The organism is Streptomyces sp. NPDC127068, from assembly GCF_042724695.1.
Lineage (GTDB): Bacteria > Actinomycetota > Actinomycetes > Streptomycetales > Streptomycetaceae > Streptomyces.
Genome location: NZ_JBHXEN010000003.1, coordinates 20,068 through 35,630 on the forward strand (window position 1 = coordinate 20,068; position 15,563 = coordinate 35,630).

General features: G+C 70.0%; 10 protein-coding genes and 1 pseudogene. 6 read left to right on the top strand and 5 right to left on the bottom strand.

The features are described from left to right. Window positions 1-22: 22 nt before the first annotated feature. Window positions 23-3,247 (top strand): hypothetical protein, encoded by a 3,225-nt coding sequence (locus ACFWIA_RS02185; protein ID WP_386999517.1) that lies wholly within the window; start codon window positions 23-25, stop codon window positions 3,245-3,247. Continuing rightward, window positions 3,241-5,751 carry an RNaseH domain-containing protein gene (locus tag ACFWIA_RS02190; protein WP_386999519.1) on the top strand — a complete coding sequence of 837 codons (2,511 nt, stop codon included), beginning with the start codon at window positions 3,241-3,243 and terminating at the stop codon, window positions 5,749-5,751. Before ACFWIA_RS02185 ends, ACFWIA_RS02190 begins: the two co-directional genes overlap by 7 nt. A 54-nt stretch (window positions 5,752-5,805) precedes the next feature. Here ACFWIA_RS02190 and ACFWIA_RS02195 read toward each other — a convergent pair whose 3' ends face one another. Continuing rightward, on the bottom strand, window positions 5,806-6,999 hold the full coding sequence (locus ACFWIA_RS02195) for a toll/interleukin-1 receptor domain-containing protein (protein ID WP_386999521.1): 1,194 nt from the start codon (window positions 6,997-6,999) through the stop codon (window positions 5,806-5,808). 633 nt (window positions 7,000-7,632) lie between these two features. Between ACFWIA_RS02195 and ACFWIA_RS02200 the strand changes: the two genes are divergently transcribed. After that, entirely contained in the window at window positions 7,633-8,274 is a 642-nt protein-coding gene (locus ACFWIA_RS02200) for a nuclease-related domain-containing protein (protein ID WP_386999835.1), read from the top strand. A 240-nt stretch (window positions 8,275-8,514) separates the two neighbouring features. Then, window positions 8,515-9,000, top strand: a pseudogene (locus ACFWIA_RS02205) (ATP-binding cassette domain-containing protein); the annotation flags it as partial. A gap of 134 nt (window positions 9,001-9,134) precedes the next feature. On the opposite strand, the gene ACFWIA_RS02210 reads toward ACFWIA_RS02205, so the two are convergent. After that, window positions 9,135-10,373 (bottom strand): cytochrome P450, encoded by a 1,239-nt coding sequence (locus ACFWIA_RS02210; RefSeq protein ID WP_386999523.1) that lies wholly within the window; start codon window positions 10,371-10,373, stop codon window positions 9,135-9,137. Window positions 10,374-10,740: 367 nt separating this feature from the next. Here ACFWIA_RS02210 and ACFWIA_RS02215 point away from each other — a divergent pair, with 367 nt between their 5' ends. Continuing rightward, on the top strand, window positions 10,741-11,505 hold the full coding sequence (locus tag ACFWIA_RS02215) for a cellulose binding domain-containing protein (protein WP_386999525.1): 765 nt from the start codon (window positions 10,741-10,743) through the stop codon (window positions 11,503-11,505). A gap of 187 nt (window positions 11,506-11,692) precedes the next feature. On the opposite strand, the gene ACFWIA_RS02220 is transcribed toward ACFWIA_RS02215, so the two are convergent. Genes ACFWIA_RS02220 through ACFWIA_RS02230 form a run of 3 tightly spaced genes read right to left on the bottom strand, consistent with a single transcriptional unit; the run spans window position 11,693 to window position 14,250 of the window. Next, the gene (locus tag ACFWIA_RS02220) at window positions 11,693-12,610 is read right to left on the bottom strand and encodes an SDR family oxidoreductase (protein ID WP_386999527.1); all 918 of its coding nucleotides are present in this window, start codon (window positions 12,608-12,610) and stop codon (window positions 11,693-11,695) included. Continuing rightward, entirely contained in the window at window positions 12,603-14,066 is a 1,464-nt protein-coding gene (locus ACFWIA_RS02225; RefSeq protein WP_386999529.1) for an MFS transporter, read from the bottom strand. Before ACFWIA_RS02225 ends, ACFWIA_RS02220 begins: the two co-directional genes overlap by 8 nt. Next, entirely contained in the window at window positions 14,053-14,250 is a 198-nt protein-coding gene (locus ACFWIA_RS02230) for a hypothetical protein (RefSeq protein WP_386999531.1), read from the bottom strand. The genes ACFWIA_RS02225 and ACFWIA_RS02230 overlap by 14 nt, the downstream gene beginning before the upstream one ends. A 122-nt stretch (window positions 14,251-14,372) precedes the next feature. On the opposite strand from ACFWIA_RS02230, the gene ACFWIA_RS02235 reads away from it, so the two are divergent. Further along, the gene (locus ACFWIA_RS02235) at window positions 14,373-15,308 is read left to right on the top strand and encodes an AraC family transcriptional regulator (RefSeq protein WP_386999533.1); all 936 of its coding nucleotides are present in this window, start codon (window positions 14,373-14,375) and stop codon (window positions 15,306-15,308) included. The last annotated feature ends 255 nt before the right edge of the window (window positions 15,309-15,563 follow it).

Sequence of the window (15,563 nt, forward strand, 5' to 3'; positions counted from 1 at the left end):
GAGACGATCCCTCCCAAGGTTGATGGGGGCCGCGATCGGACTGGCCGCGAGCTTCTTTCCCGTTGATGTCGCTACGGGCCACAGACGTACGACCACACGCGCAGATGCCCTGTTCGTCCTTGACGGTCACATCGCGGACTGGTCCGGCTGGTCCACCCTGTCCGATGGTGACGCGAGGCGGTTCACCAAGCTGCTCCGCCGCCGCCCGAACCAACTGGCCAACGCCGAGGCGGCGGGCAAGGTCCTGGACCGACTGCTGGTCGACGGGGAGATCCCCGGCTGCCGGGCGGCCGACGACTACACGGGAGACGACAACGGCAGGATCCTGGTAGAGCCCGGGATGCCTCTGCCCACGTTCCTCGATGGCTTCCTCCGCGACCTCGACGTGCTCGACACCGGGCGCGAGCGCAGCCTGCCTTCAGCAGAGGCAGGACCGCACACCACCACGACGGTGATTTCGGGACCCGATGGCATCAGTCAGAAGTACGTCGACTTCCGCTACGAGATCCGGCCGCACCATGTGGCCCGGACCACCCCCGCACCGACCCTCATGGACGCGCCCGTCCTGCTCGATCGCTGGGTACCCTTCTCCCAGCTGTGGGACATCGCCGCGCGGATCGACCACGGAGTGGACAGCACGGGCGACACCGACTTCCGGCGGAAGGCGGTGGACCAGTTCGCCGAGCGGATCCAGTCGCGGGAGGGGACGCCCGTGACCGGGCTACGGCTCACCGCCGGCATCCTCAACGAACTCCTCGCCTACACCGGCTTCGGGAAATCGGTGGTCCTCGTCGAGACCTTCGCCTGCTGGGCCGCGACCCAAGACATTGTCATGGCATTCGTACTGCCCACCAACGCGGATGTCGTCCGGGTTACCCACGCGGTGGAGCGTGCGCTGCACCTGCTGGGTGAGGACACGGACAGGACCGTGGTCCCGCTCGTTTCCCCGCGCGCACTGATCAAGGTGGCGGAGACGTCGTCCGCGCGAACGCCGGCGCAGGGCCCCGACGCCGACTGGATCTGGCGGCGCTTCGGGTACGGCTGCGCACTCGCCGCGGTGGCCGACTCGGGTGGTGCCGCGGACGGCTGGCAGCCGGGCCGCGAACCGTGCGCCAAGCTGCGCAGTCCGCGTCCGCGCGGCAGGGACAAGAGGGTCGCCTGTCCCTGGCGTACGACCTGTGACCGTTCTCGACCCGTTCGGGAGGCGTGCGCCGCGGATATCATCGTCACCACACACGCCAATCTGCTGACCGGCCTGCTGCAGACACCGGTGGACGACGGAGGCGGCGAGAGCGACCGGCTGACCGTCGAGGAGCTGGTGCTGCGCCGCTGCCAGATCGTCGTCATCGACGAGATCGACCTCTTCCAGCAGTTCGCCATCGACCGGGCGGGGCGGGGACTCGTACTGGATCGGGCGGGGCGGACCAACACTCCGCTGCGGAACTTCGACCGGGACTTCGGCGAGGCATTCGGGCGGCTCCACGACGAGACCGACGCGAGTGTGCGGGATGCCTTCGTCAATCTGCGTTATCTGTCCGAGACGTACGTCAGCCATCTGACCTATGCGCGGCTCGGGGCCACCAGCCGCCTCGGACGCCGTCGTCCCCGGGGACCCGGCCGCTTCTGGATGGTGCCCAGGCGGTGGGACAACTGGCTTGCCGGAAAACTGTTCGGGGTCGAACCCGACGATGTGAGCGCCGACCAGATGAACACCTTCCGATCGCTGTTCCCGGACGGGCCCGACCTCGCCCCCGACGCGCCGAAGGGCTTCGCCGAGGCCCGCCGCGAACTCACCCTGGTGGTCACCCCCGGCGCTGGAGGACTCGCGGTTGCGACGGCCCGCACCGCCCTCGATCGCCTGACCAGGGCTGTTCCCGAGGAGGACCGTGCCCACGTGGTCAATCGGATCCTCCGCCGGGTCATCCTCGAACGCATCCGCGTCTCCCTGCACAGTCTTATGGCCAACAACGCGCAACTCGTCGATGTGGGGGTGGAGTCCGCCCAGGACATCGCGGAGGCCCTCGGTAGCTACAGCCGGTGGCAGCTCACCCCGACCGGGCCGCTCGGCAGGCTCGTCTTCGCCTTCACCGAGTACTTCGACGACACGGGAGCCGACCCCGCACAGCTGATGACCACGGCGTTCGGCGGTGACCCGCACTCCTACGTCGTCGGGCTCGGTGACACGACCGCCCTCGCCCACGCCGGGGTCCGCAGAATCGTCCTGGGCCTCTCGGCGACCTCGTACTTCCCAGGCGCCCCGCACCATCATGTGCACACCAAGCCCTCCTGGTGGGTGGCCGACGACACACCCGGCATGGTGCACATCCTCCCCGCCCCGATCCTGGACGAGGAGACACGGCCGCGCCGGATCTCCGGCCTGGAGGGCAGCGCGCGGGACGACTCGATCACCCGCATCGCCGGATCGCTGTGGGGTACATACCTCCGCGCGGAACTCGAACGGCTACGGGCCGACGACCGGGACCGGGCGCGCGTCCTACTCGCCACCACGTCGTATCTGGCAGCCCGCCAGGTGGCGGAGGGACTGTTCTCCGCAGGTGTCGAAGCGTCACGGATCTGCCTGGCGGTCCGCCCCGGCGAGGATGAGCCCGGTGCCCTTACGGACATGGGCAACAGACGGTGGCGGGAACTGCCCGCCGACCGGCTGGAGGACTTTCCGCAGTTGAAAGAAGCGGACATTCTCATCGCCCCGCTGGCCCGAGTGCAGCGAGGGGTGAACATCATCGGCAAGGGCGACCGGTCCGCCCTGGGCTCCGTATGGCTGATCGTCCGGCCCATCCCGCTGATCGACGAGCCCCCTGAACTGCTCGCGCACATCCAGGCCAAGGCGCTCGCCGAACACCGCGGCCCGTCCAGCGATCCGCTGGCCCTGCTCGCCGAGCGCAGGAGAACTGCCGGCACGTATCTGGACGAGATCGTCCGCAGACCTCCCTATTTCCAGGCGCAGCCGGACGAGGTCAAGCTCGGGGTGGTCGCCGAGATCATCAACGGAGCCATCCAGCTCATCGGCCGTGCGCGCCGAGGTGGCACACCTGCCGTCCTCCACCTGGTGGACGGGGCCTTCCACGACCGGCACGGCGGAACCGACTTCGCCACGCTGATCCTCCAGCTGCGGGAGAAGTGGCGCAGGGACGGCGTTCTCCATGACATGCGCGCGTACTACGGAACGACGCTGGAGGCGTTCCTCACTTACGCCGAAGACCAGAGCCCCGGAGCGTCCTCGTGCTGATCACTCTCGCCTATCGCGTCCCCAGGGAGGACTTGGACACGCTGCTCGGCACCGTGACCGCATACCCCCTGACCAAAGAGTTCGCCGCCGTGTGGGACGACCTGCCCCGGACGAAGGGACGCCGGCGCCAGCCGTACGAGGCTCTGGCCACCGGCCTCGTCGCCGCCACGGGACAGCCCGTACGTCTCTTCGGCAAGGGAGAACTCGCCGAAGACGAACGTTCGACCGGCAGCCGCATGCTGCTCCTGACGACGGACAACGCCCTCGACTACCGATTGAGGGTGGCGATACGGGCGTGGGAAAGGCACATCCGTGAGGGAAGGGGCACCCCGGGACTGGCCGACTTCCTGCCGGTGCCGGAGGACGGGCGTTCGTTCGCCGAGTTCATCACCTTCCGGCCCGGGATGGTCCCGACCGCTCCGAACTGGGTATTCCGCACGGCGGCCTGGCAGATCACGCGACAGTTGGCCGACGGCCCCCTCCTGGTGGACGAGAGTCGTTCGCCCCTGACCCTGCGGATGGACACGGACGGGTCCCTGCTGGCGTGGGACCGACGCGACCTGATCGTCAACCGAAGCGGCTCGGCGTTCAGCATGGCCAGGGTGAGCGCCCGGCTGATCACTCGTGCGGGCATGGACGACGCGGTCGTGTGCTTCGACGCCCGTCTGTCCCGGGTCTCCCCTCAGGGGCACTGGGCCAGGTACGTCTGGATCGATCGGGGCGACGCGGACAAGCCGGTCCTTCGGCTCCCGCTGCTGCGCAGCCTGGACAAGGAGACCGAGCGCTGGCGCAGTGATCTGAACCCGGCCATCGCGAAGATCCTCGAAGCCTGCCAGCTGCAGCCACTAAGGATTCCCGACGAACTCCCCGATGTTCCAGACCTGATCCGGCCCCACATGGCGGGCAGCCGGTTCCACACCCTCGGCAGCGGGCCAGGGCCGAGGTTCATGCTCCGGCTGCACGAACACATTGTGCGCATGCTGCCCGAGCTCGTGCCTCTGACCTACGAGACCGACAGACGCATCAAGCTGCTGAACCCGGTGAAGCGGTACCCGGCGGGCGGCCCGCCGACCGCCGGGGTGGGGCCCAGCGGCTACGACAGAGTGACACTGGCCTGCATCTACAGCACGTCCGAGGCCAGGCAGCGCATGCTCGACGAAATCGGGGATCTGGCGGGCCGTCCGGTGTCGCCGGACCCGGACTCGTCCGCCCCAATGGCGATCAACGACCGACTCGACGTTGTCGCCCGGCATTGCCCGGACCTGCTCGCCCACGAGACGGCGAACCGTGCGGCCCTTCTCGATTCGCTGCGGCTGTCCACTGGACCCGCGCATCTGGTCGCCGCCTGGTTGGAGACCGAGTACCACCCTGCCGCCGAGCGGCCCGCACTCGATGCCAAACCGCATCTGCGACGGCTACTGGGACACCTGGGCATACCCACCCAGTTCCTCGCCACCGATCCGCTGGAACTGCCCGACGAGGCGAGCCCCCGCAGCACCGATACGAAGAAGCACGCCGCCCGCGCGGCCCTGCGCGATCTGCTCCGGTCCTCGGGCGTGCTGGATGATCGGCTGCGGGTCGCGCTGACCGGCGAACGGCTGCCCAACCCGCTCGACCGCAAGGCCCTTCTCGTCGGCATCCACATGCGGAGGCAGCAGACCGGCGGGAGCAGCTCACCGCTCGTTCTGATCATGGTGGCCATGTATGTGGACCCGGACGCCCTGGAACCGTGGCGGGTACTGGTGTACAGCGACCGGCGCCGGGCGTGGGTCCGCGCCGCCGAGGGCATCGCGGACTGCTTCGCCGGCCCTATCGGTACGACCCGTCTCGGCCGTACCCAGGAGAAGGCGGAACGCACACGCGAGGAGGTTGAGGACAGGCTCCGGGCCCTGTGCGCCGTGAACCGGGCCGACGTCCCCGTGGTGATCTTCGCCGACACCCGCTCGACCAGGACCGTGTGGCCCGGATTGCAGGACAGCAAGCTGGGCGCGGGACCGTTGCCGGGGGACGGACTCCACGAGCAGGGAGGGAACGTAGCTGTGGTCCGTCTGAGCAGCGACATCAAGGAGATCGGCAGGCCGGTCACGCGCCGGGAGAAGGCCAACATGCCGAAGGACTCGCTCCAGCCTGCCGCTCCCGACCGCAAAGTTTACCGGCTGATGGAGAGCACGGCGAACTCCTGGCTGCTCGCGGGAAGATCGGTGACGATCAAGTCCAAGGGCGGTGACCGAGGAGCGCGCTACACGCGATGGACACTGCCGCCGGAACTGAGGTCGGAGCTACGGGTGCCCTGGCACGCGTACACGGCCCGCGAGATCCTCGTCGTCCGCAGCGGAACGTGGTCGCCGGAATCACTGGTGGCGCTCACCGCGAGGCTCTGCGACCAATCCGTCTCCTGGGACGACCGGACGACACTGCCCGGGCCGCTGCACCTGGCCACGGTCATCGACGAGGATCACCCCGAGTACCGCGCCTCCGTGGAGGACGAGGGCGACGAGGGCTGATCGGTCCTCGCCGCCCTGGTCAGGACTCGACGGTGCCCGGCACCCCGGAGGCGCTCATGCCCCCGATCCGAGGGGCGGCCGGGGACGCCGGGGCCGTCGGGTCAGCACAGGCAGGAGGTCCTCGATCCCCTCACGAGTGAATTCGTCGACGAGATAGTGATCCATTGTGTAGGGCCGGAGGAAGAGAGGAAGATCCTCCATCCGTTCGCCGGGGAGGACGACCGGCAGGATCTTCGGTACCCATGTCTCACTGTCGGCGTGCAGCAGTTCCCGTAGCTGGCCCAGCTCCCACTGCAGGCCGCGATGGGTCTTGTGGTCCACCTCCCCGTTGCCCACCGCCTTGCCCATGGGTGACGCGAGAACAATGACGAAATCGGCTGCGCGAGTGTGCCGGATCGCCCAGAGACTCCAGTCTCCCCGCTCGTCACAGTCCCATTGGTCCATGTGCGCGTCGATGCCGCACCGGCGCAGCAGTTCACCGAACTGCAGAGCGTTCGCCTTGCGCCTCTCGTCGTCGTGCGCATAGGAGATGAACACGTACGGGGGGCTCCCCGGCGGCCTCTCGGCGGGGCCGACCGAAGTCGGCGGTTCCGCTGCGGCGCGGCGTGGCGTGGGTGCGGAGAGAGTCAGGGTGAAAGAGACCGGCTGCTGGGTCGGCCAGTAGTCCACCGCCTTGTCCGAATGGACGGCATAGCGCACCGAGAATTCGACCCGCTGCTTCACACGACCCTTCGGCACCGCCAGCACGGCCCAGGCGGAGCGCGCGCCCTCCGGAACTCCGCCCGAAGGAGAACTGTGCTGCCACCGGATCGCGCCGCGACCGATACCGAAAACGTTGATGACGTCCGCCGTACCGGGAAGGTGGGCGACGGCCGAAGAAGCAAAGTTCGAGGGGACCAGCGCCAAGTATCGGTTGAGCGTGTACGACGTCGGTGCCTGGGGCGACGACACGGCATGAGGCAGGGCGTCGACGACAAAGGCCGAATCAGGCGTGTCCGAGGCGAAGTCCACCCCGACCTCGAACCACGTCAGCGGGGGAATCCCCGGCTCAACCGCCAGTTCGTAGTTGATCCTGATCAGATAGGTGTCCCAGTCGTCGTCCATGTCCGCCGGGGTGCTGACGGCGTCCTCCTGCCACATCCCGAGGGATACGGCCCCGATCCGGACACCGTCCGGGGCCGTATCGATCCGGCGGCTGCCCTCGTCGACGAGGGTGAGATCGACTGCGATCGTGCTTTCCGGGCTCACGTGCACCTTCCGAGTCGCTGATGAGGTGAGGTCACGGTAGACCCGGTCGCGACAGGCCCCGGCAGTCTTCTCCCTTACTGTCCGGCTTCTGTCAGGTTTTCCCGGCGGGTGACAACTGGGCGGCCCTCAGCCGGGACAGACCACGACCAGCTTCCCGTCCATCGGCAACCCACCTCCTCCACAGCGATACCCCGCGGCCATGGACCGTGGCTGCGGGGCTCCACTCCGCTGATGTCGAGTAACAACGCAGTCGCCGTCGTCGTCCGTGGGTGCCGTTGGCCGCGGCGGCGGACGGTGCTCCGGCCCGAAACCGCACGCAGATCGGGCTGTCAGTCCGTGACGGTGGGCTCGCCCAGGGGATTCGACGGTCCCCGGAGAACAAGCGGTGAGGGGGGGCCTGAGCAGTGACAGCAGCGGAGGAGGTGCCCGGGCGGCAGCCCGGATCGTCCGGACCTGGGCCCGGACCGGTCAAGCCTGCCCAGCAGTGGTTCCAGGACCGGCCCTCCCCCCCTATCCCTGGGAGCAGGACGCCCTCGACCATATCCGCAGGCTGATGCCCCGGCCGAGCCCTACCGCGCCTGAGCCACGTTCTCCTTCACCGCCCGGTCCGGCCGGGTCAATGAATGCGATCTTCTGGTCGCTGTTCCCGCCGGGCTCTTCCTCATCGAGATCAAAAGTCATCCCGGTGAGCTCCGCAACACCGGCTCCACCTGGAGTTTCCGGGGCACCGACCGCGTCCGGACGATCAACAATCCGCTCCACTTCAACGACGCCAAGTCCAAGGATCTGCGGAGCCAGTTGCAGTGGGCGGCGCGCAAGCTCTATCAGAGCGACCGCATGGTCCCGCGGATCGAGCCGGCGGTCTTCCTCTCCGCGCCCGATCTGGTCAGCGGACTCAACGAGGTCCAGCGCATCCGTGTGTACGGTCGCGACGACGGTGCGAGCGGGCTGAACCGCATCTGGCAGGACTTCCTCGGGCTCCCTCCGGATCGCCCCGAGCGGCGCGTGACCCAGGAGTTCTCCCGCCACCGGCTGCCCCAACTGCTCAAGGCCATCGGCATCCGGCCGTCCACGGGTCATCTTCGTCTCGGCGACGCCTGGAAGATGGAGCCCCACCCCCTCGACGCGGGAGCCTCGTGGGAGGACCGGCTCCCCCGTCGCCGGTCCGTACTGGAGTCGCGAGTCGCAGCCCTCTGCGCCAGAATTCACCGCCTCTCGATGACGCACCACGTGGAGTGCGTCGCGATCCTGGAGCCGGTGAAGAGGGCCGGCTGAGCTGCGGTTCAATCCGATGCGCATCAGGTAGGTCGGGAGTTCCCGAGGGCGGTGCCTGCCGGCCGTGCGGGCCGCCTTCGGGCCGCACGGCTGTCGGCTCGGGTCCGCCCGGTGCCGGAACGCTCCAGCAGGGCAGTGCGTCGTTGGCCCGGCTGCTCGGAGTGTCGGACCGGTCCGCCCAGAAGGTCCCCTCCGCACCGGTCCGTCGAGCGCGGGGCCATCGCCTCCGCCGGCCTCACCGTGCACGGCGTCCTGTTCGCGTACCACGGCGGGCCCGACGTCCTGTACGGGGTCGACCTGGAAGCGCGCCCCGGCGAGCGGCTCGCGGTCGTCGGGCCGACGGGGAGCGGCAAGTCGACGCTCGCCCGGATGCTGTCCGGAACCCAACCGCCGCGCGGGGGTGACGTACGGCTGGCAGGCGTCCCCGTCCACGAACTGCCGTACCACCACGTGCTGGTCAGCCAGAATCAGCACGTCTTGGGCGGCACGCTGAGGCAGAACCTCGAACTGGCCGTCTCCGCCGTCGCACCGGACACGCCGACGGACGATGACGCCGCACTGTGGAGGGCCCTGGAGACGGCCGGTGCGCACGGTTGGGCGGACGTCCTGCCCGAGAAGCTGGACACCACGGTGGGTGTCGGCGGGGAGGACCTGACCGATACGGAGGGTCAGCAACTCGCCCTGGCCCGACTACTCCTGGCGGATCCGAGCGTGCTGATCCTCGACGAGGCGACCTCCCAGATGGATCCCGGTTCCGTCCGGGAGCTGGAGCGGTCGTTCGCGGCGGTGCTGGCGGGACGGACCGTGATCTCGATCGCGCACCGGCTGCACACCGGCCCGGGATGCGGATCGCATCGCCGTCACCGGGCCGCACGGCCCGGCGGGCGCAGCAAGACGGGCAGGGCGAGGACGTCGTTGCCGATGAACGACGGCTGCGGGTCCGGCGCGTCCCCTTCGTGCGCAAGCACGAGGTCCGGGAACCGGGCGAAGAGGGCGGGCAGCGCGATGGCGGCCTCCAGCCGGGCGAGCGGGGCGCCGAGGCAGTAGTGGATGCCGTACCCGAAGGCCAGATGGTCCCTGTCCACGCGGTCGATCTTGAAGCCGTGCGCGGTCTCGTGGAACGACGGGTCCCGGCCGTGCGCCCCGAACCCGATGAGGATGGCCTCCCCGGCCGCGATGGTGACGCCCTCGCCGAGATCGATGTCACGGATCGCGAACCGCAGCGGAAGATGGACGACCGACGGATGGAGCCGCAGGGTCTCCTCGACGGCATCGGCCCAGCGGGCCGGCTCGGCCAGGGCAGCGTTCAGTTGCTGACGGTGGGTGAGGAGTGACCGGACGGCGTTTCCGATCAGCGCGATCGTGGTCTGGCTCCCGGCGCCGATCATCAGGAGCAGGGTGGAGATCAGCTCCGTCTCGGTGAGCCGGTCCCCCTCATGGGCGGTGAGCAGCAGACTGGTCATGTCATCGCCGGGCTCCCGCCGCTTCGCCTCCACGAGACGGTGCATGACGGTGATCAGCCCGCTCGCGACCCGCTCCGACTCCTCCTGGGGGACGTCGGTGGCCAGGATCGCGTCGGCGACGGAGAGCACGTCGGGGCGCTGGTCCTCGGGAACGCCGAAGAGATCGCAGATCACACGGGTCGGCACACCGTGCGCGAAGTGCGCCCGCAGATCCACTGCCGCGCCGTCCTCCAGGGCCTCCAGACCGTCCAGGAGGTCGGTGACGACGGACTCGATCGAGGGCCGCAGCGCCTGCATGCGTCGCGGTGTGAAAGCGGGGCCGATCAGCCTCCGCAACCGGGTGTGCTCGGCCCCCTCCGCGGTGGCCATGGAGTGGACGTCGAGCCAGGGGGAGAGCCAGGGGACGGCGCCCGGCTGGTAACCGGGCCAGGCGCCACGGGCGTTCCGGGTCACATCGGGATGGGTGACCAGCCGCCGGACGACATCGCCCCGCGTCACGGACCAAGCAATGACGTTCTGGGGCAGCCGGACCCGCACGGCGGGCCCGGCTGCGCGGAGTTCCTCGATCTGCTCGTACAGCCGGTCACCTCCGTCGCTGTCCAGGACCGGGACGGAAACCTCGTGGCTGGTGGTCATGAGACACCTCCGGTCACGCGGGGGCAGCCCGTCGGTGGGAGCGGCCACGTGGGTGCGGTCTCGCTCCCGGGCGCCGGGTCGCGCCGGTGCGTGGATGGATGGACTTCCCGGCGACGGCGGGGAATCGGTACCGGGGATTGTGCTGCGCCCGCTCAAGTTCGCATAGAGGGAAATCAGCCTCTTGTCGGGTATCTGAATCGGGGCGGTGCTGCTCGGACGTTCGCCCGTTCACCGATGGGTGCGGTTCCTCTTGACGCGACCGGGGCCGGCGGGTAATCAGGGCGGGCGCCATGGATACGGGCCACAGCGTGGCAGCGCGCTCCGCCCCGAACACCATCCCCTCGTTCCCCCCCACCGGGAGACAGCCATGCGAAGACCACTGACAGCCCTGATCACCGCGGTCGCCCTCGTCGTGCTCGCCCTGTTACCCGTTCCGACCGCCGCCGCGCAGGCACCGGCGCCCGGAGCGGCGTCCGCAGGAGCACCGTTGCTCGTGGCGGACTTCCGGAAGACCTCTGTCTGGGGCACCGGCCACCAGGGCGCGTTCACCATCAAGAACATCGGCACCGCGCCGGTCACCGGCTGGACCCTGACCCTGCGCCTGCCCGCGGACACCGTCATCAGCACCGTCTGGGACGCCCGCTTCAGCCGCGAAGGCGCCGTCCACACCTTCCGCAGCCACGACTACAACGCCGCCCTCGCGCCCGGCGGGTCGACCAGCTTCGGCTGGGTGGCGAGCGGTGCCGGTTACCCGGGCACCTGCACCGTCAACGATTACGCCTGCGGCTTCGACCCGGACATCACCCCTCCGACGGTGCCGGCGGGCATCACCTTCTCCGAGGTCGGCGAGACCGCCCTGACCGTCGGCTGGCGCCATGCGAGCGACGACCGCAGCTCGGTCCTCGACTACGAGATCTCCCTCGACGGCGCGGCCCCCGTCACCGTACGGGGGACGAACGCGTACCGGGCGACCGGACTCAGCCCGAGCACGCCGTACCTGTTCCGCATCCGGGCCAGGGACCTGGCCGGGAACGTCTCCGAGTACAGTCCGCCCGCCCGCGCCCTGACCGGGGACCCCCGCCCGGACCCCGGGGCGATGCCCACCGCCCCCAGGTCGACCCCGTCGCGATAGACCGCCGCTCGGCGGCCCTCGCCCGGCTCCAGCGCCCAAGACCCGGCAGGACGAGGAGCGTCACGCCATCGTGCGTAGCGCTCTCGCCGAGGAACCGGGTAGCCGAGTCAGCGCGAGGGCCCCGCCGAGAGGTGTCCCGCCGAGACGTGTGCCGTGGAGAGGTGTGCCGCCCTTCCTCGGGCGCGTGTCAGGGGGCGCTGCCCGACCAGATGTCCCAGTTCTGCGTCGTGACCCACTCCACCGTGGACGTCAGCCGGACGCCGAACAGACGCTCCGTCGCCGCGGGTTGGGCCGCCAGCAGTTCCTGGTCGCCGGCTGCCACATGGTGGTAGACGCCGGCCACCCCCGCCGCCGACTCCGCGCCGAGCGACTGCCCGAGGCCGGCCTCGAAGTCCTCGACGTCGAGGGGGAGGTAGCGCACCGCGCGCCCCAGCGCGTCGGCGAACGCCGCCGCCAGCTCGGTGCCGGTCAACACCTCGGCGCCGCCGACGTCCACCGCCCGGCCCACGAGCTCCTCGGCCTCCGTCGCCGAGGCGAGCACCCGCGCCAGGTCCGCGTGCGACATCCAGGCCACCCGCTGTGCGGCGGGCAACGGGTAGGCCAGTACGCCGTCGTTGACGAGCGCCGGACCGTGCCACGGGCTGAAGAGGTTGTCGAGGTAGACGGGCGGCCGGACCGACACCGCGGGCACTCCGCTGTCGAGGAACACCTGCTCGGCCAGGCGCCGGGTCTCGAATCCCGCACGCCCGGTGCGCTCCTTCGGCAACGGTGTGTTGACGTTGTAGACCAGGCGGCTCACCCCGGCCTCGCGGGCGGCCCCGACGAGGTTGCGCGCATGGGCGAGCACGGTGCCCGCGTCGTAGACGAGCGGCAGGGTCACCACCGTGTGCGTGACGCCTTCGAAGGCGCGGCGCAGGTCCTCGGTGCTGCCGAGGTCGCCCCGGACCGGGGTCCAGGCGCGTCCCCCGTCGCCCGCCGGCCGGTCGGCGTCACGTACCAGACCGCGCACTTCGTGCCCGCGCCCGGCGAGCAGCCGGGCCACGGCCCCGCCCTGGAAGCCGTTGGCGCCGGTGACCAGGTACCGCTTCGGCTGGTTCTCACTCATATGAGGTCTGCCTCTCTTCAAGCACGGTGGGGGCGGCCGGGGTGCGGTCGGTGCTGCGGGGCGTCGCAGGGGCGGGCGGGGTCGGTACGACCAGCCGCAGCGTGAGCAGGGCCGCCACCAGTGCGAGCGCGGCGCCGGCCAGGAACGCGGCGCTGAACCCCTCGGTCAGTGCGACGTCACGCGGCCCGGGGACCGCTGAGGTCCGGGCGGAAGCCACGCCGGACAACAGCGCCAGGCCGATCACGGAGCCGAACTGCTGACTGGTGTTGACCAGACCGGAGGCGAGCCCCGCCTCGTCGCGTTCCGTGTCGAGGGTCGCCGCGACGGCCGTGGTGACCGAGACCAGTGGCAGGGCGACACCGAGCAGCAGACTCGGCGGCAGTACGTCGGCGGCGAACGAACCCGAAGGCGAGAGCGTCGACTGCCACACCAGTCCGGTCGCGACCAGGACGAACCCGCTGCACATCACCGCCCGTAGCCCGAACCGGCCGATCAGCCGGTCGGTGCCGGACGCGACCAGGACGACCACGACCGAGAGCGGGAGCAGCCCGAGACCGCCGGTCACGGGCTCGTGCCCCAGTACCGACTGGAGGTAGAGACTCACCAGGAAGAACAGGGGGAACAGCGACATCTGCCACATGCCTGCCAGCACATTGGCCAGCCGCAGCGTGCGCCGGTGGAAGACGGCGGGCGGGACGAGCGGATGCCGGACCCGGCGTTCGACGAGGACGAATGCGGTCAGCAGGCCGACGGCCAGGGCTCCGGTCAGCAGTGTCACCGGATCCTGCCACCCGGATTCGCCCGTGTTGACCAAGGCGTACGCCAGGAGCGCCAGCCCGCCGGTCACGGACACGGCGCCGGGCAGGTCGAAGCCGCCCGCGTTCCCGGTGCGGTTCCCGGCGGGCAGCAGTCGACGAGCCGGCAGGATCAGCCCGAGCCCCACGACGACGTTCAGTGCGAAGGTGGATTCCCAGCCGAGCCAACCGGTCAGCACACCGCCGAGGACCGTGCCCGCGGCACCGCCGGCCCCGGCCATCGCGGCGAAGATGCCGAGCGCCCGGTGGCGTTCCGGTCCGTCGTCGAACAGCGACAGCAGCAGCGCGAGCGCGGCGGCCGCCGCCATCGCGGCACCCGTGCCCTGGACGACGCGTGCCGTGATCAGGAGCGGGGCACTGCCGACCAGCGAGCCGAGCAGCGAGGCCGCGGCAAGTGTGCCCAGCCCCGTGATGAAGAGTCTGCGCCGGCCGAGCAGGTCCGCTGCCCGGCCGCTGAGGAGCAGCAGACCTCCGAAGGACACCAGGTAGGCGTTGGCCACCCAGGAGAGTTCGGCGGGTGAGATGTCGAGGTCCCTGCCGATCGACGGCGCCGCGACGTTGATGATCGAGGTGTCCAGGACCAGGACGAACTGGGTGCAGGCGAGCAGCGCGAGCGCCCGCCAGCGGTCAGGCGCCGCCATCTGCCGTCTCCCTCCGCTCCGTGACGGGTTGTTCGTCGAGCTGGCGCCGCTCCAGTCGGGTGAAGACCTCGGGGGTGCTGACGACTCCGGCGCACCCGGCGGCCGTGTCGTACGGATGTGCGAGGGGGCGCTGCGGTGCTGTCGTCGGCCCGCCGATACGACCTCCGGCGATCAGGATGTTCATCGAAGGCTCCGCCCCGGTCGGTGCTTTGACCTGTCCCGTCCCCGGGACGACTCGGCACCACTGTCCGACACGCAGGGACTACGATCAATTAACGAAGAGCCGTCCTGGTTTAAGGATCGTCCGTGGCTGATGACGTGCTGGGTGAGCTGCTGAGGCCCCTGCGGCTCAGCGACATCTTCTACAGCCGGTGGCAGGCCGGCGGCGCATGGGGCGTGCAGGGGGAGGAGGACTCCTGCGCGGTACTCCACTACATGCTGAGCAACGAGTGTTTCGTCGGCTTCCACGACGACTCGCCGCCCGTCCGCCTGGGCGCGGGTGACCTCGCGGTCTTCCCCTACGGCACCGCGCACACCTTCGCCGGCCGGCCGGACGCGGTGGCCACCCAACCGTTGACCTCGGTACTGCCGGAACGCGTACCCGGTTCTTCGGACGTCGTGACGGTCGGCAGCGAACCGACCGACACCGAAATGCTCTGCGCGAGCCTGCACTACGACAGGACGGCCGAGCCCGCGCTCTACCGGGCCCTGCCCCGGGTGATCGTCCTGCGTCGGGACGTGCTCCTCGGGGAACCGTTGCTGCACGGCACCCTGTGCTCCCTCGCATCGGAGATCGCGCGCACGTCCCCCGGCTCCGGACTGGTCGCCCTGCGCGCCTTCGAAATGGTCTTCGTCCTGGCGCTGCGCACCGCCCTGGAACGGCTCACGGAACTCTCGCCCGCCCTCCGGGCCCTGCGCCATCCCGGCATCAGTGCGTCCTTGGTGGCGATCTACCGCGACTACGCCCGCCCCTGGACGGTCGAGACCCTCGCTCGCCGGGCGGGCATGTCGCGCTCCGCCTTCTCCGCGACCTTCCGGACGCTCGTCGGCGATTCGCCCGCCCGTCATCTGACGGTGCGTCGCCTCCAGGAGGCCCGTGCGTTGCTCTCGGACGGATCGGTGGCCCTGGGCGACATCCCGGCCCGGATCGGCTACCAGAGCAACGTCGGCTTCCACCTGGCCTTCCGCCGTGAGTTCGACACCACTCCGGGGGCCTACCGCAGGGCCCTCGGATCGGCCTGAACCTCTCGATCCGTGCTTCCAGGGGTGATCACCATCGCGTCGTGCGGTGACAGGCCGATCAGGCCCTTCCGCCGTTGCGCACGGTCATCCGAGCGCGGCGATTCGGCGCAACACCCCCGGTGACGGACCGAGTGGGGTGTGGAGAAGCAGGGCCGTGGGGGGGCGGGGGGGGGTGGGGGGGGGGGGGGGGGGGGGGGGGGGGGGTGGTGTGGCGAATTAAAACAAAACGCAACAAACACAAAGAACATAGTGAAA